Origin of the sequence: Rhodococcus sp. WMMA185 (assembly GCF_001767395.1) — a bacterium.
Classification (GTDB): Bacteria; Actinomycetota; Actinomycetes; order Mycobacteriales; family Mycobacteriaceae; genus Rhodococcus_F.
Genome location: NZ_CP017014.1, coordinates 1,751,046 through 1,772,918, shown reverse-complemented (window position 1 = coordinate 1,772,918; position 21,873 = coordinate 1,751,046). Strand labels below are relative to the sequence as shown.

General features: G+C 63.9%; 20 protein-coding genes. 13 read left to right on the top strand and 7 right to left on the bottom strand.

Annotated elements, in window-relative coordinates:
* The first annotated feature begins 160 nt into the window (after positions 1-160).
* Complete coding sequence (gene ppsA, locus BFN03_RS08005) at positions 161-2,533, top strand: phosphoenolpyruvate synthase (RefSeq protein ID WP_070378574.1); 2,373 nt, start codon at positions 161-163, stop codon at positions 2,531-2,533.
* On the opposite strand, the gene BFN03_RS08000 is transcribed toward ppsA, so the two are convergent.
* The 5 genes from BFN03_RS08000 to BFN03_RS07980 all read right to left on the bottom strand — a co-directional run bounded on the left by BFN03_RS08000 (position 2,489) and on the right by BFN03_RS07980 (position 8,832).
* The gene (locus BFN03_RS08000) at positions 2,489-3,475 is read right to left on the bottom strand and encodes a 1-phosphofructokinase family hexose kinase (protein WP_070380721.1); all 987 of its coding nucleotides are present in this window, start codon (positions 3,473-3,475) and stop codon (positions 2,489-2,491) included. The two genes, ppsA and BFN03_RS08000, sit on opposite strands and share 45 nt — an antisense overlap.
* A gap of 50 nt (positions 3,476-3,525) precedes the next feature.
* On the bottom strand, positions 3,526-5,037 hold the full coding sequence (locus BFN03_RS07995; protein ID WP_070378573.1) for a bifunctional aminoglycoside phosphotransferase/ATP-binding protein: 1,512 nt from the start codon (positions 5,035-5,037) through the stop codon (positions 3,526-3,528).
* 340 nt (positions 5,038-5,377) lie between these two features.
* Positions 5,378-6,259, bottom strand: a complete 882-nt coding sequence (locus BFN03_RS07990) for a universal stress protein (RefSeq protein WP_070380720.1) — start codon at positions 6,257-6,259, stop codon at positions 5,378-5,380.
* A 116-nt stretch (positions 6,260-6,375) separates the two neighbouring features.
* A complete protein-coding gene (locus BFN03_RS07985; RefSeq protein ID WP_070378572.1) occupies positions 6,376-8,115 on the bottom strand; it encodes a GAF domain-containing sensor histidine kinase in 1,740 nt (579 codons plus the stop codon).
* A 69-nt stretch (positions 8,116-8,184) separates the two neighbouring features.
* The gene (locus BFN03_RS07980) at positions 8,185-8,832 is read right to left on the bottom strand and encodes a response regulator (RefSeq protein WP_070378571.1); all 648 of its coding nucleotides are present in this window, start codon (positions 8,830-8,832) and stop codon (positions 8,185-8,187) included.
* A gap of 294 nt (positions 8,833-9,126) precedes the next feature.
* On the opposite strand from BFN03_RS07980, the gene BFN03_RS07975 reads away from it, so the two are divergent.
* The 12 genes from BFN03_RS07975 to BFN03_RS07920 all read left to right on the top strand — a co-directional run bounded on the left by BFN03_RS07975 (position 9,127) and on the right by BFN03_RS07920 (position 19,893).
* Positions 9,127-9,612, top strand: a complete 486-nt coding sequence (locus tag BFN03_RS07975; protein ID WP_070378570.1) for an Hsp20/alpha crystallin family protein — start codon at positions 9,127-9,129, stop codon at positions 9,610-9,612.
* A gap of 229 nt (positions 9,613-9,841) precedes the next feature.
* Positions 9,842-10,450 (top strand): Rv1733c family protein, encoded by a 609-nt coding sequence (locus BFN03_RS07970; protein ID WP_070378569.1) that lies wholly within the window; start codon positions 9,842-9,844, stop codon positions 10,448-10,450.
* Between the two features lie 53 nt (positions 10,451-10,503).
* Positions 10,504-11,934, top strand: coding sequence for a WS/DGAT/MGAT family O-acyltransferase (locus BFN03_RS07965; RefSeq protein ID WP_070378568.1), 1,431 nt, complete (start codon positions 10,504-10,506; stop codon positions 11,932-11,934).
* Positions 11,935-12,077: 143 nt separating this feature from the next.
* Positions 12,078-12,974: a universal stress protein gene (locus BFN03_RS07960; RefSeq protein WP_070378567.1), complete on the top strand. Its 897-nt coding sequence runs from the start codon at positions 12,078-12,080 to the stop codon at positions 12,972-12,974.
* Positions 12,975-13,068: 94 nt separating this feature from the next.
* A complete protein-coding gene (locus BFN03_RS07955) occupies positions 13,069-14,484 on the top strand; it encodes a wax ester/triacylglycerol synthase domain-containing protein (protein ID WP_070378566.1) in 1,416 nt (471 codons plus the stop codon).
* A gap of 36 nt (positions 14,485-14,520) precedes the next feature.
* Positions 14,521-14,793, top strand: coding sequence for a DUF1876 domain-containing protein (locus tag BFN03_RS07950; protein WP_070378565.1), 273 nt, complete (start codon positions 14,521-14,523; stop codon positions 14,791-14,793).
* A 70-nt stretch (positions 14,794-14,863) separates the two neighbouring features.
* Positions 14,864-16,024: a 4Fe-4S dicluster domain-containing protein gene (locus tag BFN03_RS07945; protein WP_070380719.1), complete on the top strand. Its 1,161-nt coding sequence runs from the start codon at positions 14,864-14,866 to the stop codon at positions 16,022-16,024.
* Between the two features lie 13 nt (positions 16,025-16,037).
* A complete protein-coding gene (locus BFN03_RS07940) occupies positions 16,038-16,502 on the top strand; it encodes a cyclic nucleotide-binding domain-containing protein (RefSeq protein ID WP_070378564.1) in 465 nt (154 codons plus the stop codon).
* 5 nt (positions 16,503-16,507) lie between these two features.
* Positions 16,508-17,341, top strand: coding sequence for an FAD/NAD(P)-binding protein (locus BFN03_RS07935; protein WP_070380718.1), 834 nt, complete (start codon positions 16,508-16,510; stop codon positions 17,339-17,341).
* Complete coding sequence (locus BFN03_RS07930) at positions 17,341-18,132, top strand: oxidoreductase (protein WP_070378563.1); 792 nt, start codon at positions 17,341-17,343, stop codon at positions 18,130-18,132. The genes BFN03_RS07935 and BFN03_RS07930 overlap by 1 nt, the downstream gene beginning before the upstream one ends.
* Positions 18,116-19,408 carry a Ni/Fe hydrogenase subunit alpha gene (locus BFN03_RS07925; RefSeq protein WP_070378562.1) on the top strand — a complete coding sequence of 431 codons (1,293 nt, stop codon included), beginning with the start codon at positions 18,116-18,118 and terminating at the stop codon, positions 19,406-19,408. Before BFN03_RS07930 ends, BFN03_RS07925 begins: the two co-directional genes overlap by 17 nt.
* The gene (locus BFN03_RS07920; protein ID WP_070378561.1) at positions 19,405-19,893 is read left to right on the top strand and encodes a hydrogenase maturation protease; all 489 of its coding nucleotides are present in this window, start codon (positions 19,405-19,407) and stop codon (positions 19,891-19,893) included. Before BFN03_RS07925 ends, BFN03_RS07920 begins: the two co-directional genes overlap by 4 nt.
* Positions 19,894-19,900: 7 nt before the next feature.
* On the opposite strand, the gene BFN03_RS07915 is transcribed toward BFN03_RS07920, so the two are convergent.
* Both BFN03_RS07915 and BFN03_RS07910 read right to left on the bottom strand, forming a co-directional pair.
* On the bottom strand, positions 19,901-20,890 hold the full coding sequence (locus BFN03_RS07915; RefSeq protein ID WP_198163424.1) for an Acg family FMN-binding oxidoreductase: 990 nt from the start codon (positions 20,888-20,890) through the stop codon (positions 19,901-19,903).
* 123 nt (positions 20,891-21,013) lie between these two features.
* Complete coding sequence (locus BFN03_RS07910; RefSeq protein ID WP_070378559.1) at positions 21,014-21,871, bottom strand: ABC transporter permease subunit; 858 nt, start codon at positions 21,869-21,871, stop codon at positions 21,014-21,016.
* Between the last annotated feature and the right edge of the window lie 2 nt (positions 21,872-21,873).

Here is a 21,873-nt window from a genome sequence, read left to right as displayed (position 1 = left end):
GCTGCCGGCTTCCCGACGGCTGGGCAGGCCTCCGATCCGCTACGTCGAGCGACCGAAGGGCGGTGACTTTTGACTCTGTGCGTCCCGGACGCGCCGGTGTTGTCTGGACAGTAACGACGAGGGAACCTCGTTGTCTGGACAGTAGTGACGAGGGAACCACATGAATGTGCAGCGGGCAGTAGTAGTCGAGCACCATTGGGTGGAGCCGATCGATCAACTCGGATTGGCAGACGCACCGTCGGTGGGCGGTAAGGCGGCCAACCTCGGAGAATTGACTCGGGCGCGCTTCCCGGTCCCGGCCGGGTTTGCGGTGACTGCGGAAGGCTACCTGAAGGCGATGGATGACGCTGGGGTGCGGGACTCCCTGCGGGATCAGGCGTTGCCACCAACCGGGACCGACGACGCCGCCCTCGCCACGATGGCGCACGACCTGAGGTCGACCGTGCTCGACGCACCGATCTCGGATGCCCTTCGAGCGGAGATTCTCGAGGCGTATCGAAAACTCGGTGGCGAATCACCCCGTGTGGCGGTGCGTTCGTCCGCCCCGGCCGAGGATGCGTCCGACACGTCGTTCGCGGGCATCCACGACAGTTTCACCGATGTGTCCGGGGAGAACGCGCTCATCGAGACCATACGCAAATGCTGGGCGTCGTTGTGGTCCGAACGCGCGCTGACTTATCGCAGTGTTCAGAAGGTCGACGACGAACCATCGATCGCTGTGGTTGTGCAGTTGATGGTCGATGCCGACCAGTCTGGTGTCGTCTTCACCGCCGATCCCAGAACGGGTGCACGGGACCGAGTCGTCGTCGAGGCCGCGAGGGGACTCGGCGAAACGGTGGTGGGGGGCCAGGTCGAACCGGACACCTATGTGGTGGCGAAGTCGGGATTCGACGTGATCGACACCCACATCGGGTTGCAGTCCTTTTCGATCAAGGCCAATGCCGACGGCGAACGCGTAGAGATTCCCGCCGCGGCGCAGGGGCAACGCGTTCTCGACGAGAATCAGATCGAGCGACTGGCAATGCTCGCCGTCGCTGTCGAAGACCACTATCACATACCTCAAGACCTCGAGTTCGCATTCGCCGGAGACCGGCTGTGGATCGTTCAGACGCGTCCCATTACCACGCTCGGCGTAGCGCGGGCACGTGATGAGCATGGGGAATCGACCGGCAAGGTACTCGTCCAGGGACTCGGTGCGGGGCCCGGAGCGGCTTCGGGCAGGGTGCGCGTACTGCGAACAGTGGCCGATTCCCACCGGCTGTCCGACGGTGACATACTTGTCGCCCCGATGACGCGCCCGGACTGGCTCCCCGTGCTGCGCCGTGCGAGGGCGATCGTCACGGACGGCGGCGGAATCACCTGTCACGCCGCAATTGTCGGGCGGGAACTGGGACGTCCTGTGGTCGTTGGTACTCGTACCGCTACCAGTGAGCTACAGGACGGCCGGATGATCACCGTGGACGGTGATTCCGGGGTGGTCTACGACGGCGTGGTGGCCACCTCTGAGCCGGACTCGACACCGACGCGCACCGGTGCTCCACCGCAGCCTGCGCCCGTCCGGACAAACGGCGGGGGATCGGTGGCACCGCAGGTGACAGCCACATCCGTGTACGTCAACCTGGCCACACCAGATGCCGCCGAAAAGGTGGCCGCGCTCGACGTCGACGGAGTGGGATTGCTGCGCGCCGAGTTCATGATCATGGATGCACTCGAAGGTATGCACCCGGCGGCGATGATCGCGCAGGGACGCCGAGACGAGTACGTGGCCGCGATGGTGGCGGCCGTCGAGCGCATCGCGGCAGCGTTCGCGCCGCGACCGGTCATCTACCGAGCGATCGATCTGCGCACGAACGAATTCGCGGACCTTGCCGGGGGCGACGTCGAACCAGACGAAGACAACCCGATGATCGGCTATCGCGGGTGCTTCCGCTACGTCCGGGAACCGGAACTCTTCGACCTCGACCTCGACGTGCTCCTCGCCACGAGGAAGCGTTACCCGAATGTGCATCTGATGATTCCGTTCGTCCGCACACGCTGGGAACTTCAACGGTGCCTCGCACACCTCGACGCCCATCCACTGGGCACCGACCGCTCGATGCATCGGTGGATCATGGCGGAAGTGCCCTCGGTTGCATACTGGATCCCCGAATATGCGGCTCTCGGCATCGATGGTGTCTCGATCGGCACCAACGATCTGACTCAACTCATGCTCGGCGTCGACCGCGATTCCGAGATCTGCCGAGAATTGTTCGACGCCATGGATCCAGCAGTGCTCGACGCGATCGACGTCATCATCGAACGAGCCACACGTGCCGGGCTCTCGACATCCCTCTGCGGACAGGCGGTGTCAACGGATCCGACGCTCGCCGAACATCTCGTGCGCGGGGGAATCACCTCCGTGTCCGTGACGCCGGACGTGGCCGCCACCACCCGTCGCAACGTTGCCGCGGCAGAACGCCGAATACTACTCGATCGGGCAAGGTCGAATTCACCGATCAGCACGGCGAACGGCAGGCGCGGAGGAGCCCGATGAGCGAGTCGGGGCCGATCCGTCGGTGAGCTCGCTATAGAAGCGCTTGACGTCCTCCAGTCGGCACAGCGCGGTACCCGGTGTCTGCAGCATGGCTGCGCCCGCCGAAACCCCGTATCGGACGGAGTCGCTCAGCGACCAGCGGTGAGCCAGACCGTAGACCATCCCCGCGACCATACTGTCTCCTGCGCCCACACCACTGACCACGGGGACGTCGATCGACGGGAAGTACTCCTCTTGGTGCCGAGTGACCAAGAGAGCCCCCTCGGCACCCAGAGAGAGTACGACCACAGCGCATACTCCGCGGACGATGAGCTCTCGCGCCCCGGCCACCTGGTCGTCGACCACCTGCAACTTCCGCCCAGTCCACTCCCGCAGTTCACGAATGCTGGGTTTGACGAGAAACACACCACCCCGAAGTTGTCGCAGCGCCGGGCCGGAAGTATCCACCACCACACGCGCACCCAGTTCGCCGACGACATCCGCCACATGCTGATAGAAGTCGTCAGGCACACCCGGCGGAAGACTCCCGCTCACGACCACGTAGGAGGCCTCGGACGCGGCCTCCGTGACCAGGTCGAGAAAGGCTGCCTGCTCCATCGATGTCATCCTGGGCCCAGGCAGGACGAACCGGTATTGCAGACCCGTCTCGGTCTCGTTGATCGTAAGACTCTCCCGTGTGGACCCCCGGATCGTCAGACTGCGCATCGCGACACCCTCGGTGGCCACCAGATCCTCTATGGCACGGCCGATGTGGCCACCGGACGGAAACACCGCCGTAGCCGATGCTCCGAGGACTCGGAGCACCCGGGCGACGTTGAGACCGCCACCGCCGGGGTCGCGACGCGGTTCTCCGCACCGCACCTTGCTGGTCGGTACGACCATGCTCGTGCTCGTGGTGATATCAAGCGCGGGATTCATCGTCACGGTCACGATGCCGGGCATCCGCGCCTTCTCTTCTCGGGTAAACCGCCTCGCAACCACGGCTGTTTTTCCTAGTCCTTTCGCCACTCCGATGTCGAATGCCATATCCGCTCGGCCGCCGCGAGGCTTTCCTCGGGGGCCGCGGCGGTGTCGACCTCTGTGGCCGATGTCCAAGGGGCAGCCTGCGCGGACATGGCGTCGTACACCGCGGGTGTCGCGTCCGAGTCGCCGAGTGGTCGATTCCGTATCCTCCCGATAGCGACATCGCGTGGCGCTGTGCACCGAAGTTCGACGAGATCACTGTGGCTTCGGCTAGCAACGAGATCCGCATGCTGTCGGAAACCCGACAGGGTCCACGATGCATCCAGGATGACCGACTGCCCGGCGGCGAGGTGGGTAGCCGCCCTCCGCAGCATCTCGGCATAGGTGCGGTCGGTCATGGTGCCGGTGTACAAACCCTCGCCGAATTCGGAAACCTGACGGGAACTCGCATCGAGTCCTGCGAGTTCCTTACGGACGCGATCGCTGGATATGACGACCGCGCCGGTACGTTCGGACAATCCGCGCGCGAGCGTCGACTTTCCCGTGCCGGGCAGCCCTCCGACCAAAGCCAGTCGAACAGTGCCGACTCTCAGATGTCGCAAGGCCAGTCGGCAATGCAACCGGGCGTCTTCGCTGGCGGCAAGAGAACCCTGCATGTATCTCAGACATGCCACTTTCGCGCGCACGAACGCCCGGTACGCGATGTAGTGATGGCGCAGAGAATCGGGTGGCTGGTCAGCAGCCTCGAGGCAGTAGCGATCGAGGAACCGCGACGCGAGGTCTTCGCGCCCGAGGTACTCGAGATCCATGGCCAAGCATGCTGCGTCGTCGACACCGTCGACGTGGCGCAGGTGCTCGTCGAAGTCGAGACAGTCGAGAACGCGCGGCCCGTCCGGGAGACAGAAGATGTCGTCCGCCAGAAGATCGCCATGCCCATCGACGACACGGCTTTCCCGGATCCGGTTGTCGAACAGATCCTTCCGCCCTCTCAGGTATCTCCGGGCCCGTCGGTCGACCTCGTCGATCTCCACCTCGGACAGCACATCACATTGGTAGCCCGACACCTCGGAAACGTTGGCCCCCCACCGCACGGTGATCGCATCCGCCGTTGCGTCCCGGTCGATCTCCGCACTCCGCTCGGCTCGCGCATGGAAGTGGGCGACGAGCTCCGCGATTGTATCCAGGAACGGGTGAGAGTCGCTGTCCTTCGTGACCAACAGGGCCAACCTGCGATCCGCCGGCATCCGGCGCATCTTGACCAGTGGCTCCGCCTCAACCCCGCCGGGGTCGATGAGCTGCGCCACTCCGAGATACACATCGGGGCACAGCCTCTGGTTCAAAGCTACTTCGCGCTCACATGCCTCGCGCCGCTTCTCTGCGGTACCGAAGTCGACGAACGCCGTCCTGATCGGCTTCTTGGCCTTGAAGACGACATCACCGACCATAAAGACATAGGCCGTGTGCGTCTCGGTTCCGTTCACGCCGAGATCGCCGGCGACGCGCGGCGACGAAGACCTTTGCGACCTGTCGGAGATCTGCATGAGGACTCCGTCACGCGATGGCAGCCGAGTGGATCGTCGACGGATGGCGTTCGTGACGTTCCACCCGCTCATACAGAGTCTGCAGGGTCTGCAGGTCGTCTTCGTCGGCGGAGTCCAGAGTTGCTTTCATGCGCCATCACCTGCCAGTAGTCTGCTGCCGGAATTCATCCAAGCGAGGTTGTTGCCAAATGTATCAGGGCCTTTCGTCATCGACCGCGGTCCGCAGCGTCGGGTCCGTGGTATCGAACTGCTCGGTCGGAAGCCGGTCCGCGGGTGGTGTTCAACGATACGCCTCGGTCTGCATCACCAACGTTCTCGTGACCGTGCAACCTGCAAGAAGCTACCGAACGATGAGGAGTGGACAGCGGACCGAGTGCATCAGAGCCCGACTCGTGGATCCCAGCAGCATGCTGGCGAACCCTCCACGTCCGCGACTACCCACCACGAGCAGTCGGGCACTATCGGCTTGCTCACGCAGGTTTTGCACCGGGTCGTCCCTCACGACCTTCGTCCGAACCTTCACGTCCGGAAAGCTCTCGGCACGGCCGGCGAGGCTGGCCGACAACACGGCAGTTTCCTGGGTGACAACCTGCTGCACCTTGGACTCGCCATCGCTATCGCTTCCCCTGGGGAGCTTGACGTCGGACCATGCGTGAACTGCGACCAGTTCACACCGCCGCAGCGCAGCCTCCTCGAAGGCCATCGAAATGGCGGCTTCACTGTGAGCTGATCCATCCACCCCGACGACAACCGGGCCCTCAGTACGGGTGATCTCGGTTTCGGGATTGGCGCGAATGATTGCTACCGGACACTGCGCGTGGGTGCCCACTGCGGCACTGACCGACCCGAGGAACCCTCGCTCGATGATCCCACGCCTGTTCGCACCGACGACCACCATCGATGCGGATTTCGATCGTTCGAGGAGTTCACCGGCCGGGGTGCCTGTGCAGAGAGTGGTCTGAATGTCCAAGGTGTGTCCGGGTGCGCTTTCAGCCGCGAGCTGGGCCGCAGCCTCGAGGCGGTTCTTCGCGTCGCGTTCTTCGTCTTCGAAGAAGCTCGCCGGCATACCGATGGGGACACCGTAGTTACCAGGAACGAAGTTGGTCGTGATCACCGATAAGGGACAACTCCGCAGCGCAGCTTCGTACGCAGCCCAAGCGACTGCCTGAACCGACGATGGGGAACCGTCTGTTCCCACGAGAATCGGGCGACGAGCGGTCATTGTATTCTCCTCGAGGATATGCGCGGCTTCTGTATTCACCATCGTCACAGCCACGACGTGCGCACTGTAGGGGACAAGGTCCTCACCACGGCGGTGTCTTGGGTGACTCGGTCTGGTCAGCGCCCGGGTCGGGACAGTGGCGCCGACCAACGGAGTGTGGTGCCACCCCCCAGGGTGGTATCGATGGTGAAGCGTCCGTTGACCTCACGCGCCCGGGTCGCCATATTTTCCAATCCGCTGGTGGCAACATCCTCCGAGAACCCGACGCCGTCGTCGGAGACTTCGATGACGAGATCGTCGTAGACGGAGATACTGATCGTGACGGTCTCGGCGGCCGCGTGATGAACCACGTTGCTCAGCGCCTCGCAGAGGACAGCCTCGGCATGTTCGGCGAGCGTGGAGTCGACGACGGACAACGGCCCCGAGGTGTGCACGGTTGTTCGAAGTCCCGAATCGGCGGTGATCTCGGTGATGATCTCTTGAAGTCGCTGCCTGAACCGGGTCGTGCCGTCCGAACCTCCGTGCAGATCGAAGATAGCGGTACGGATGTCGCGCACGATGTCGTGGAGATCGTCGACCGATTGTCCGAGCCGCGCCTTGATGTCGGGAGACTTCGCCCGTTGCAGGGTGCTCAGAAGCGACAACCCGACCGCGAAGAGTCGCTGGATGACATGATCGTGTAGGTCTCTCGCGATGCGGTCGCGATCGGACAGCACCTCCAGTTCGTGCATCCGGCGTTGACTGTCGGCAAGTTGTAGCGCGATGGCCGCTTGATCCGCAAATCCCGACATCACCGCCAACTGCTCGTCGGTGAACGGCGCGGAGTCTGCGTTGCGGAGTGCCAACAGCACACCGGTTACCGATTGCGCTGCTCGCAGAGGCAGTACCATCGCCGGGCCTCGGGTTTCAGCATCGGACGCAGCTTCGAACGCGAGTTCGGGGACGCGGAGCGGTGTTCGTTCGCGAAATGCCTCGCCGCAGGTCGACCGCTGAAGCGGGATCCGCAGGCCGATATAGCGACCGGACACCGCCCCGGAGGACGCCGCGACAACGAGTTCGGTGACGTCGTCCGACGGCGTGTCGGGATCATCCGGAACGGCGAGAATGGCGCTGTCCGCCCCTGCGAGGGAGAGCACATCGTCCGCGATCACCTGAAGCACCTCTGCCATGTCGCTCCCCGCGAGAAGTTCGGTCGTGATCTCGCGTGTCGCCTCGAGCCAGGACTGTCTGGTCCGCGACTCCTCGAACATCCGGGCATTCTCTATCGCGATTCCAGCGGCAGCCGCGAGAGCACGGAGAATGACCTCGTCGTCTTCGGTGAACTGTGACCCGTCGGCCTTCTCGGTGAGGTAGAGATTCCCGAATACTTCGTCCCGAATCTGAACGGGGACACCTAGAAAGGTCGTCATCGGCGGATGGTGGGCAGGAAAACCCACAGAAGCAGGGTGCTGGGAGATGTCACTCAACCGCAACGGCTTCGGATTGGTGATGAGGAAACCGAGGACACCGCGCCCACGCGGAAGGTCGCCGATCTGTTCGCGTGTCTTCTCGTCTATCCCCTCGTAGACGAACTGGCTCAGTCCTTCACCCGGGCCGAGCACGCCCAAAGCGCCGTACCGGGCATCCGTCAGCTCGATCGCCGCATGGACGATCGTGCGAAGCGTGCTGTCGAGGTCGAGTCCCGATGTCACAGACAGCATCGCCTCGAGCAGTCCGTCGACGTGCTCCCGAGCATCGACGATTTGCTCGATTCGATCGCGCACCTCGGCCAGAAGTTCGCGGAGCCGAAGCTCGGAGAGCCTGCCGAGGAGAGGGGGTTCGTCCCGCCCATCCGGTTCACCGCTCACACAACGCATTGTTCCACGTAGTCGCATCAACTGTGATGGAACCGCTACTTGGCCGATCCCGATCTGGAGGGGTAGCTGTCAGGTGTCGGTTGGTCTGGACGGCATCTTCGTAGCGAGTACCGCCGCCTGAGTCCTTCGTTCGACTCCCAGCTTGGTCAGCAGACGCGAAACGTAATTCTTCACTGTCTTCTCCGCGAGGAACATCCGGGCGGCGATCTGGCGGTTGGTCAGCCCTTCGCCGAGTAGGGCGAGCAACGTTCTCTCCTGATTTGTCAGGTGACCGAACATGCCCTCCCGCTCGCTCGAGTCCGCTCGAATCTTCGCTCTCAATGCATCGGCGGCGCGACTGTCGAGAAGGGACTTGCCCGCGCCGACGTCGTGGACCGCCTCCGCCAGTTCCATGCCCCGAATGTCCTTGACCACGTATCCGCTTGCGCCGGCGAGGATCGCGTCGAGCATAGCCTGGTCGTCCATGAACGATGTCATTATGAGGCAACGTAAGTCGGGTACTGTCGATTGCAATTCGCGGCACAACTCGATTCCGTTCCCGTCGGGCAGGCGGACATCGAGGATTGCGACGTCCGGTTTCAATGCGGGCACCCGTGCCATCGCCTGGGAATAAGAGGCGGCTTCGCCAATGACCGTCAGATCGGGATCGGCCCCCAAGAGGTCCGCGATCCCGCGGCGGACGACTTCGTGGTCGTCCACTAGAAATACCGTGATCATGCGTCAAACTCCGATCCTGGCTGCGTGACCGCTCCGAACCTCAGATTACGCCGACCGCAGCGGGCGGCATCAGGCCTCAGGCATCAGGCAGCACCCCGGCACCCCAGGACAGACCGGAACATCGAAGCGCGTCGGGGCCGAAACTTCAGCACAGAAAACTCCGTCACAACAGCGCCCGATCGGGCCACGTGGGGTTGGCCACCAATGGAATAGAGGACTGTTGGCCCTACCTCGTTGTGCACCCGAGGAGTCCAATCGAAGAGTCAGTGTCGACTATCCCTGATTGGAGTTGTCATGAGCACTCTTTCGCCCCGCCGCCCGCACCAGTCCTGGTTCTCGAACCTGCCGGCTCTGCCCGACTGGCCGGACCTGCTGCCCCGATTCGAGGCGACACCTCCGTGGATGTCACTCGGGCGTCACATGATTCACGTCGAGGAACAAATCGCTGACGGGCGCTACACACTGCGCGCCGAACTACCCGGCGTGGACCCTGCCAAAGACATCGACGTCAGCGTCCGCGACGGACAACTGACCATCAAGGCCGAACGCACAGAAGAGAGCCAGGATGCTCGGTCGGAATTTCGATACGGAAGCTTCTACCGTTCGGTCCCGCTGCCGGCAGGCGCGACGGACGATGAGATCGAGGCCAGCTATGAGGGTGGAATTCTGACGGTGTCGATGCCTGTCTCCGAATCTCAGACAGCGGAAAAGCACATCGAGATCCAACAAGCCCCCGCGACGGAAGCGGATGAAAGGACCGATGCAGATCGGGACGAGTAAGAATCGGGACGAGTAATCGGTCACGAGGCAGATCCGCTCGTGCCGCCGGTGCTCGAATCCGAATCACCTCCCTCGTCGGGAATTTTGTCGTATACCGGCACGATCTGGGATACCGTGAACATCGGTGGGACCGTCTGTGTTCACCGAGCTAATGACCTTCTGCCCTACACCGTGTGACTCGAGCGCGAAAGACTTGAACACACGAGGATGGTCCCGGGGGAGGCGCGTGATGAACACAGCCCAGACACCGACAGTGCGCTGGTGGCGATTGGCGCCGTGGAATCGAAATCCACTCATGCGTGCCAGCGATCGACTCGATTTCGTCGCCGCGGCGGTAATGATCATCGCACTCCTGATGATGGTCCCGATCGCAGCGGCGTTCGGAACCGCGACGTACGCGGGCCTGAACGAACAATCCCAAGCCCAACTCAGGGCCGGACACACCGAATCCGCCACACTCATCGACGACCCCCGGCCGTCGGTGGTCGAGAGCGCTACCAGCCGCTTTCCGGAAGTACTGGACCGCGCGACGGCGCAGTGGTCCGCCCGGGACGGCACACTGCGCACCGCCGTAGTGCAAACCAGGCCCGGCGCGCAGCGCGGCGACACCGTCGATGTATGGGTCGACATGAACGGCAACATGACCGACGAGCCCAGGCCGACCGCCGAGAACGCGGCGATTGCCGTGGGTTCGGCAGTGTCGGTCTGGGTGGGCGCGGCGGTGGTCTTCGTCCTGCTGTTCTTCGGGCTTCGCTGGATGAGTACACGAAGCCGGATGCGGCAGTGGGATCGAGAGTGGAACGATTTCGGCCGGACACCAGAATGGCCGGTCGGCTGACCCAAATCGGCAAACCTGGCGCCCAGGGCTCTAGCGGGAGGTGAGAGCCAGACATGGCCGACGACAACTTGACCCCGCTGGATGCAGGCTTCCTCGAAGCGGAGGATTCCGACCCGCACGCGAGTCTGACGATCGGGGCGATCGCAATCATCGCTGGTCCGCCTCCGAACCAGATCGAGTTCCTCGAATCTGTCGCGCAGCGTCTGTCGATGCTGCCGCACGCGCGACAGCGAGTGCGCACCCTACCCCTTGATCTCGGCTCGCCGACCTGGGAGGACGATCCCCTGTTCGACATCGGTCACCACATCCGCCGGGTAGCGCTGCCACATCCTGGCGAGGCCGACGCGCTGTTCGGTTTCGTGGGACGGGTGATGGGGCATCGCCTCGACCGTGACCGCCCACTATGGGAGTGCTGGGTGATCGAAGGTCTCGCCAACGACAGATGGGCAGTCCTGGCGAAGATGCATCACTGTATGGCAGACGGTATCGCCGGCGCACGACTCTTCGAAGCCCTCTGCGACGAGGCGACTAGCGACAGCGTAGACACCGGGGCGCCGCACGCCGAACAAGAGTCCCGCGGACGTCTCTCACGCACTCGCGCCGTGTTGTCCTCGCCCTCAGAACAATTGGATTTGGTCGCCGCCGCGTTCGAGGTGCCGCGCCGCGTCGCAGTCAAGGGGCTGGACACCGCCCGAGGATTCGCCCGATTGGTTTCCGAGATATTCACGCCGGCGAGTCCGACGTCCCTGATCGGTCCGATCGGAAAGCAGCGCCGGTACCGTGCCGCACGCATAAGCATGTCCGAGACCCGCGAGATCTGCGATGCGTACGGCGTCACCGTAAATGACGTGGCACTCGCTGCTATCACCAGCGGATTTCGCCACATTCTGTTGAAGCGCGGCGAACGGCCGAGACCTCACACCGTCCGGACCCTGGTCCCCGTGTCGGTGCGCCCGGCACGCGGGGGCGGCACGACCCACAACGAGATGTCGCTCATGCTGCCCTATCTACCCGTCGATGTCGCCGACAACGTCCAGCAACTCATGACGGTGCATCGCCGTCTCGCAACTCACAAGGCGGGCAAGGAATCCGAGGGTGGGCACGCATTCACGACGCTTGCGCAATACGGCCCCTTCATGGCGATTGCCTGGGCCGTCCGTCTCGCCACCCGGCTGCCGCAGCACAGTGTGGTGACCATCGCTACCAACGTTCCCGGACCGAAGCGCATCCTTCATGTCATGGGACGCGAGATTCTCGAGATCAATCCCTGCGTGCCGATCGCGCTACGGCTCCGTATCGGTATCGCAATTCTGAGCTACCGTGACAACGTGAGCTTCGGCATCACAGGGGATTTCGACACGACACCGGACATCACCGATTTCGCAGACGCGATCGAACGTGCCGCCGCGAACCTCCTCTCCGCCGCGCGTCGCGTCGAGACCGAAGCCGCGTTGCGGGCCCAGCAGGGTAAGCCCGCGTCATAGGCACCGTCGAAGGATGCATACAGCCAGATGACCTCTGCCTCTATCGCTGTTGGTACTTCCTCTGAGAGAGTGAAATTGTTCCGCTCAATCCGGTACACCCGGCCGAACGCACCTGCATACCCGAGTATCGGGGGTGATAAGGAATGAATGCTGCCGCTCGACGCCCGCCAATCGTCGTCGGTGTCGACGGTTCAGAAGAAGCGACACGAGCGATGGTGTGGGCGGCTGCGATCGCAGATCGGAAGTCTGTGACGCTGCAGCTGGCCCACAGCCTGCCCACCTCGTGGTACCACTACAGCGAGGCCGCACCGCTCTTTCAAGCCGAATTCAACGAAGACGCCGAGCGAACCGCCCACGAGATCCTGGATCGGGCCGCACTGGCCGTGAAGAGCGAGTTTCCCGAAGTCACCGTGCTCAGCAGTACCCATCCGGGGCCCGCCGGCATGGCCCTCACGGGATTGAGTCGGCAAGCATTCATGGTGGTGGTCGGAGCCACCGGTGCGGGGGCAGCGGAATCCCGTGGCATCGGTTCCACGGTCATGCGAGTGGTCAACCATGCACAGTGTCCCGTCACCGTGTTCAGTTCGGACGCCCCTTCTCCGGTACCCGACCATCGTCCCGTCGTTGTCGGGGTCGATGGAAGTGAGCTGAGCTCACTGGCGATTTCCGCAGCGGTGGAGTTCGCGACGACCTTCGATGTCCCAATCCTCGCCGTCCACGGCTGGGGTCCCGGGCATACGTCGCGACATCACACCCCCTCGACAACGGGAAACTCGGCCGTCGTCGAGGACGAGCAATCCGTGCTGATGGCGGAGAGCCTCGCCGGCTGGAAGGAGACGTACCCGGATCTACGAGTAACAACCATCATCGAACGATCCAACCCAGCCGAACTGATCCGCCAATACTCCCACGACGCGCAACTCGTCGTCGTCGGTAGCCACGGCCACGGTCGACTCGTCGGAGCTCTCCTGGGATCGACGAGCCAGAACCTTCTCCATCACCTCACACGCCCACTGATGATCTGCCGCCGGGCGAGTTAGGCACCGGCTGCCACGGAAGAGCCCACAGACCCTGGAAGGAACCCCACACGCTACAAGACACTGGAGCAGAAGCTGACCAGCGAGTGAGTCGATCATGAACACAAGTACTCGATATATGACGCAGCCGGATTTCATGTCGTGGCGGATGGAGGAGGATCCGATCCTCCGCTCGACCATCGTCGCTGTCGCGTTGCTCGATTGCAGCCCCGATCAGACCCGTTTCGTCGATATGATGCGCAGAGCGGTCGACCTGGTCCCGATCTTCCGACGGAGAGTGGTCACGGACCCCATAGGCACAGTGCCACCATGGTGGGCCGACGATCAGGATTTCGACCTCAGCTGGCACCTCCGCAGATTCACCGTTCCTGAACCCAGGTCATGGGACGTGGTACTCGATTTCGCCCGGACAGCCCAAATGGCCGCGTTCGACAAGAGCCGCCCGCTCTGGGAATTCACGGTTCTGGACGGGCTCGATGACAACCGATCCGCCCTCGTGATGAAAGTGCACCACTCCCTTACCGATGGCGTCGGCGGAATGCAGATCACACGGGAGATCGTCGATCTCACCCGAGAAGGAACTCCACGGAAAGACGCAACGGAGCATGGGGCGAACCCCGAGAATCGCGACTTCAGTTCATCGGGTCCGCCGAGCCGCTTGGCCTGGTATCGGGATATCGTCGGCGATCTGGCGCGTACGACGCCGACGACACTGGTTCGGAGCGGTGGTCGCTTTTTGCGGGCTCCGAGAAGTGCCATCCGTGACACGGTCGCCGTGGCCGGTTCCGCGATGCGTTTCACACGGCCAATCGTCTCCACGCTGTCACCGGTAATGACCAACCGCAGCACACGTCGTCGCTGTGCAGTGCTCGACGTCCCGGTCGAGGCGCTTGCGCAAGCGGCCGCGGCCGCTGACGGCACGATCAACGACGCGTTTCTCGCAGCCGTCCTGCTGGGGATGGCCCACTATCACCGATTTCACGGCGCAGAGGTCCCGAATTTGCGGATGACCTTGCCGATCAGCCTCCGCACCGAGACCGACCCGGTGGGCGGCAACCGCATCACCCTGGCCCGCATGGTCCTGCCGACGGATGCCGGCGGCCCGGCCGAACTCATACGTCGCGTGCATACCACGGTCGAGACCTGGCGCAACGAGCCCGCGGTCCCGCTGTCACCGATGATTGCCGGCGTCCTGAATCTGCTTCCCGCCTCGATCCTCGGAAACATGCTCGAACACGTCGACCTCGTCGCCTCCGACGTCGTCGGATCTCCCGTACCGCTGTTCGTCGCCGGGGCGAAGATTCTCCGGTACTACGCCTTCAGTCCCACGCTGGGATCGGCGCTCAACGTCACATTGATGTCCTACACAACGCAAGGCTGTGTGGGAATCAATGCCGATGCCGACGCCGTCCCCGACCTCGCTTCCCTGACCGCCTCGGTGGCGGAAGGGTTCCGCGAGGTCCTCGAGTTGAGCGCCGAGACAACCGAAAAAACAGTAGTCGTGGCGTCGTGATCGGCGTCCACACCACACCGAACGGAGACGATCGAGATGAACGAGAAGAAATGGTCGGTGGACGTCGTCATCGACGAAAACGAAGACGACTCCAGGACCCGAGCTCAGGCCCGGCTCCGCACCAGCGACACCCGGACACTCGTCGGGGTCGGGCTGGCTCGCCGAAATCCGGATGACCCCGAAATCCCCGAAATCGGGGACGAACTGGCCACGGCCCGGGCTCTGGCCGACCTATCCCACCAGTTGGTCGAGGCCACAGCATCCGATCTGGAAGCAGCTACCCACAGCCGCGTTCATCTGACCGGATAGCGGTCCGACTGCGCCCGAGGAAAGGCCGAACGGCCCTGGTTTTGAGAATGCTGGGCCTGGCTCAATGGAGATGACCGAAGCGGACCGGTCGGGGAGGAGCGTGCGCGTGGACCGTCACAGCATGCTGGATCGTCACGGCCTCGACCAGCTGATCGATGCCTTGCGCGCCCGTGGCTATCGTGTCGTCGGGCCAACTGTTCACGACTCGGCGATCGTTCTGGACGAACTCGAATCCGGCGCTCAGTTGCCCTCCGGCTGGGGTGTGACGACCGGACCCGGAATCTATCGGTTGCGGCGACGAGACGATGCCGCGGTTTTCGGCCACTCTGCTGGACCGCAATCGTGGAAGCGGTTCCTTCATCCACCGCGGCAGCAGTTGTGGTCCGTCGACCGGAACGGCACCTACGAGGCACCGGCACAGGACGAGCGACCCTACGCCTTCGTCGGGGTCCGCGGCTGCGACCTCGCGGCAATCGCTGTGCTGCGTCGGGTTCTGTGCCCGGATCCGAGCGCCGACAGCCCGACCGCCCGAAGGTTCCAGCATCTGTTCCTCGTCGCCGCTCACTGCACCGAGCCCGGTGAGGTCTGCTTCTGCGCATCGATGGGGACGGGGCCCGCCGCCGGGTCCGGCTACGACCTCGCACTGACCGAGCGCATCGACGAGCACGGCCACCGCTTCCTCGTCGACATCGGCACCGACGAAGGAGCCTCGGTCCTCGACGACGTCGCTCGCCGTCCGGCGGCCGTCGGAGAAGTCGACGACGCCCGCACCGCGGTGACGTCTGCGGCCGATCGGATGGGACGCACGATGCCGGAGGTGGATCTGCGGCTGCTACTGCGCTCGGCGCGGGAGGCCGACGTCTGGGAGGACGTCGCCGCGCGGTGCCTCACCTGCGGTAACTGCACGATGGTGTGCCCCACCTGCTTCTGCACCACTAGCGAGGACATCACCGATCTGACGGGGGACCACGCCGAGCGGTGGCAGCACTGGTCGTCGTGCTTCGAACTCGACTTCAGCCACCTGCACGGTGGGGACGTCCGGGTCTCGGGGGAGAGCCGATATCGGCAGTGGATGTCGCACAAGCTCGGCACCTGGTTCGACCAGTTCGGCAGCTCCGGGTGCGTCGGGTGCGGACGATGCATCGACTGGTGCCCAGTCGGCATCGATATCACCGAGGAGGCGGCTCGTCTTTCACAGGTGCTTCCGGCCGAGACCCCGGAGGATGCATGAACAGCGAGGATCCATGAACAGCGACGTGCCCGCCGCGTTCTCGTCGCTGCCGGGACTGGAGCGCGAACATCGGAGCAGACTCGCCGAACTCACCACGCCCGTGCGGTTCGCCGCCGGTCAATCCATCTTCCGGGAGAACCAGGCTGCGATGCGATGCTGGCTGCTCGGTACCGGCAGTGTAGACCTGACCACGGTGATCCCCGGCAAGGGCGCGGTCACGCTCGAAACGCTGCACGGCGGCGACGTCCTCGGCTGGTCCTGGCTGAACCCACATGGGGTCTGGCAGTTCACAGCGACGGCAACGTCGGACACCGACGCGGCGGAACTCGACATCGTCGAACTCGAGCGGATGGTGGATGACGAGCCGGGCTTCGCCTACGCGGTCACGCGGGCGTTGTCCGGCGTGCTGATCGCCCGCTTGCAGTCCACGCGGGCCCGACTGCTCGATCTCTATGCGAGCGGTGGGAGGAGTGAGTGATCGGCATGCAGAACGACCGCGCGACCCCGACCGGCTACCGGGTGGTGTCCCGTGTGGCGGAGACTCACGACACCGCCACCTTGATCCTCGAGCCGACGACCACGGTCCCCGAGCAGCGGGTCGCTCCGGGCCAGTTCATGATGCTGTATGCCCACGGTGTAGGCGAGATCGCGGTCTCGATCAGTGGACACCCTGAAGGGATCCACTCCGGGCTTTCCCACACCGTCCGCAGTGTGGGGGCGGTGAGCAAGGCCATTCACGACGCTTCGGTCGGGACGATCCTCGGGGTTCGCGGACCCTTCGGCCACGGCTGGAATCTGGATGTGGATCGGGGTGCCGACCTGCTGATCGTTGCCGGGGGATTGGGCCTGGCCCCGCTGCGACCCGTGGTGGTGGCAGCGCTCGCTTCACGACAACGATTCCGACGGGTCACGCTCATCGTCGGTGCGCGTGACCCCTCGAACATCCTGTATCGGGGCGAACTGGCCGCGTGGCAAGTCTCCGACGCCATCGCAGTCGAAGTGACGATCGACCAGCCGGTCTCCAGGTGGACCGGACCCGTCGGTTTCGTCACCGAATCATTGCACCGCGTGGCCATCGACCCCGCATGTACCACCGCACTGCTGTGCGGGCCCGAACCGATGATGCGGTTCAGCGCTAGCTCACTGATCGATCGCGGTGTAGGGGCCGAGAACATCCAAGTGTCGCTGGAACGCAACATGCAGTGCGGGACGGGTACCTGCGGGCATTGCCAACTCGGCGAACTCCTCCTCTGCCGTGACGGCCCCGTCGTCGACTACGCCACCGCCCAACCACTCCTACGGGTACCGGAGTTGTGATGAGTTCACCACAAACCACCAAACCCAAACTCGCCGTGTGGAAGTTCGCCTCCTGCGATGGCTGTCAGCTGACATTGCTCGACTGCGAGGACGAGCTGCTCGCCCTGTCCGAAGCAGTGGAGATCTCCCACTTCCTCGAGTTGTCCGACACCGTCGTTACAGGCCCGTATGACCTGTCGCTCGTCGAGGGATCGATCACCACCGCCGAGGACCGCGACCGCATCCGCGCGGTGCGCGAACAATCACGTTTCCTCGTCACGATCGGAGCCTGCGCCACCGCCGGCGGCATCCAGGCGCTGCGCAATTTCGCCGACATCGACGACTTCCTTTCGGTGGTCTATGCGAGCCCCGGCTATATCGACACCCTCGCCACGTCGACCGCGATCGGCGCGCACGTCCCAGTCGACTTCGAGCTCCGCGGCTGTCCGATCGACCGGCGTCAGCTCCTCGAAGTCATCACGGCGTACCTGGCGGGCCGGAAGCCGAACATCCCGAACACCAGCGTGTGCACCGAATGCAAGAGACGGGGCCTGACCTGTGTGATGGTCGCCGAAGGCACACCCTGCCTCGGTCCGGTCACACACGCCGGGTGCGGCGCAGTGTGCCCGTCGCTCTCTCGCGGATGCTACGGCTGCTTTGGCCCCACCACCGACCCGAACCTCTCCTCCATGACCGGGTGGCTACGCACCTGTGGAATGAACGACGATTCAATCAACCGAATCTTCGCCACATTCAATGTGGCGGCCTACCCTTCCTCCCCGACAGGCGCGCATCATGGTGCCCCGGAATAGGGAACTGACCGTGCGCGCTCTCGCTCGGGTCGAGGGCGAGGGTCGGGTCGATGTCACCGTCCACGACGGCCGTGCGGAACGCGTCGAACTCAGCATCTACGAGCCGCCCCGCTTCTTCGAGTCCTTTCTCCGCGGCCGCCATTTTCTCGAACCCCCGGACATCACCTCACGTATCTGCGGAATTTGCCCCGTGGCCTACCAAGTGAGTGCGTGCAACGCCGTCGAACAAGCCTGCGAACTCGTATTGGACCGCTCCGTATTGGATCTGCGACGTCTGCTCTACTGCGGTGAGTGGATCGCGAGCCACGTGCTGCACATCTACTTCCTCCATGCGCCCGACTTTTTCGGAGTTCCGGATTCGATCGCCCTCGCCCGGCACGATCGCGAGGCCGTCGAGAGAGGGTTGGCGTTGAAGAAGGCCGGCAACGCCATCCTCGAGCTGATCGGAGGGAGGCCGATCCACCCGGTCAATGTGCGAATCGGTGGATTCCACCGCACGCCGACGAGGGCCGAACTCGGTCCCTTGGCCGACCAACTACGTACGGCACTCGATCACGCCGTGGCGACGGTCGAATGGGTCTCGGCCTTCGAATTCCCCGACATCGAACTCGACCACGATCTGGTCGCGCTCCACGACGACTCCCGCTACGCCATCGAGGATGGTGAGATCTGGTCTTCGTCCGGATTACGCTGCACCGCTGACGAATTCCCACACCATGTGACTGAACACCAGGTGCCGCACTCGACTGCGCTCCATGCCGAACTCGACGGGCGAAGGTACCTCGCCGGCCCGCTCGCCCGATACTCGATCAACTCGGCGCAACTGACAGACATGGCCGCCCGGACCGCCACAGCCGCAGGTCTGCAGGGGTCGTGCCGGAACCCCTACCGCAGCATCATCATCCGTGCCGTCGAAGTCGTCTACGCAGTAGAGGAAGCGTTGCGCATCATCGAGCGATACGACCGTCCGATGCAGCCCTTCATCGCCGGGCCACCGGTACGCAGCGTCGGGCACGGCGTCAGCGAAGCACCCCGTGGACTGCTGTACCACCGATACGAACTCGATCCCACGGGACTTATCAGCGCCGCGAGCATCATTCCACCGACCTCACAGAATCAGGCCGCGATCGAATACGACCTGCGTCGCACAGTCGATGAGAACCTCACGCTCACCGATGACGAACTGACCGCTCTGTGCGAACGCACCATCCGCAACTACGATCCGTGCATCTCGTGCGCCACCCACTTTCTGACCCTGAAGATCCATCGACGATGAACACCGTAGTGATCGGACTGGGAAACGACCTGCGCCGCGACGACGGGATCGGACCGTCGGTGGCGCGAGAAGTGGCGGAACATGTTTCATCGGACGTGTGCGTCTCGGTATCCGAGGGTGACCCCGCCGCTCTGCTCGACACCTGGACCAGTGCGGACCTGGCCGTCGTCGTCGACGCCGTCGTACGCGAACCGCCTCGGCCGGGCACTATGCACCGGCTCACCCCGGAGGAGGTCGTCGAAACAGAGGAAGGACTGTTCAGCACGCACGGACTCCGACTCGACGACATCCTCCGGCTCGGTGAGGCGCTGGGTCGTCTGCCACGCCGAATGATCATCTTCGCGGTAGAGGTTGCCGATCTGGGCTGTGGCCGCGGACTCTCACCAGCAGTGGTCGGGGCCCTCGAATCGACGGTCTCGGCTGTTCTCGCGGCTATCGACGAGGCAACCGGGCAGGCACCGGAGAACGTGGACGGCCGCTCCTGATCGATTGTCACCGACCAGAGCGTCGTCTATCCACTGAGAACACCGATTCGACGGGTCGCCTCGGGGTGTGCCCGGGCGGACTCGCCGCCTCGGCAACACCTACCCGGATGAGAACCTGTGGTAGTCCGCGGTCGGGGAGTAGGTCACGAATCATCTCCCGAGCCGGGCCGAGTTCCGTCACGTGGGTCAACGGACACGTCGCAAGGCCGGCGAGCGTCGATTCCAGCAGCACGACGGAGAGGGCTTCACCGGCTCGGAGCCACTCGTGGCGACCATCGGTATCGGTACTCAACACGAGAACCGTCGAGTGATCGAACTTCGTGCCGGTACCGCCGTCTCGGCCGCCGGGAAAGCGCCTCCCGATGTCGACCCCGGCACGGCTTTCCGCCGCCGCGAGGGCATCCGGCGGCACGCCGATCTGCGAGACAGAATGACCGGTCCACCAGTGGATCTCGGCCTGATATGCGGAATCGTACTTGCGTACGTTCGCGGTCATCTCTGTCGCTTGCGCGAGCGTCGGGCGGGTGTCCTGCCCAAGAACGGTTAGGTGTACTTGCCAGTGGTGCACCACGTCGGTCAGGGAAGCGGGCAGCGGGGTTTTCGGGCTGACTGGACCGAACGGTCGACGGTCGGAGTGGCGGTGCCGGATTGCCGCGAGCAGATCGAAATCGTGCGACTGGGGTCGAGCGTCATGGCGGAAGCGAATCGAGGCCAGGTGTCCTGAGCGTGGCCCTTCCGGGACACGCTGGATGTCAGTGGACCATCTGAGCGCGGTCAGTGCCGTCTGGAGATGATTGAGCGCAGCACCGCAGCTGATGACCAATTGCCGACCCGTGGGGTCGGCCGAAGTCAGTACTCTGCTGCCGTCGACATACAGGTCGAGTTGCCCGTCGGCGTACCTCCACCGCCAAGGCTGGCTGTTGTGTACCGACGGTGCCCGGCATGCGAGATCCACGGCGATGCGAACTACGTTCTCGTCGGGGATGCTGCTGTTCACGATCACCTCCGGGTCGAAGCACGAACTCTGCCATTCGATACGGGAAGTCGATGCTGCTTCAAGTGTTCGCCCTCGGTCGGCACGGGGTTAGGGCCGATGGTCACTGGCGAGGAGGAAATTCGTTCAGCCGCGCAGGTCGCGCCGCTCGAAGAGGAGGGCCGCGGCGACGCCGATGATCACAGCTGATGCGCCCAAGATCGACAGGTGCGCCCAGTCGAGCCCATTGACCAACGGATTCGAAGCCGTGTAGTAGTACCAGGGGCTGATTTTCGCGCCACCGGCGAGGGTGTCGGACAGGGGGAGGAACACGCTGACGGCGAACGCGAGGGCCGCGAGGGCGCCGGTGGCGGCAGTCGCAACCCTACGGCTTCCGGTGAGCGCGCCGAGTGCGATAGCGATCATCCCGAACAAGATCCCGAGTAGTGCGGTATGCGCGGTGGCACCAAGGATGCCTGGCGCCGACAAACCCAGGTTCCCGATCGCACTCGCGATGACCAGGCCAACCGACAAGAATGCACAGACCACGAGTACGTGGACGATCATCGCACCAATCTTTGCCAATAGAAACGGAAGTCGACCCACGGGTGCGCCGAGGAGAATTCCGAGAGTCTTGTCTTCCTCTTCACCGGCGGTGGCGCGGACTGCGGAGATCACCCCGATCGCGATTGCCCCGGCCGGTGCCACCATCGACATGAGTTCGGCGTTCACCCAACCGGCGGGGGTGGTCAAATCTGCGCCGGCGAACGCCTTGCCCATCATGTCCAGCAATCCGGTTGGGAAGTTGGCGAACGTTTCCTTCAGTGGAGGCCACAACGCGCCCACCATCGCACCCATTGCGACCAACAAGACGCCGATCACGACCGACAACGTCATCCGGTCAGCGATCGCCTTGTTGACCAGGGCCCGGATGGACTCCAACCTGGTAGCCAGAGTCCGCGCCTCGGCCTGCTCGGGGATCGAGGGGGCACTTTCCATGGTCATCG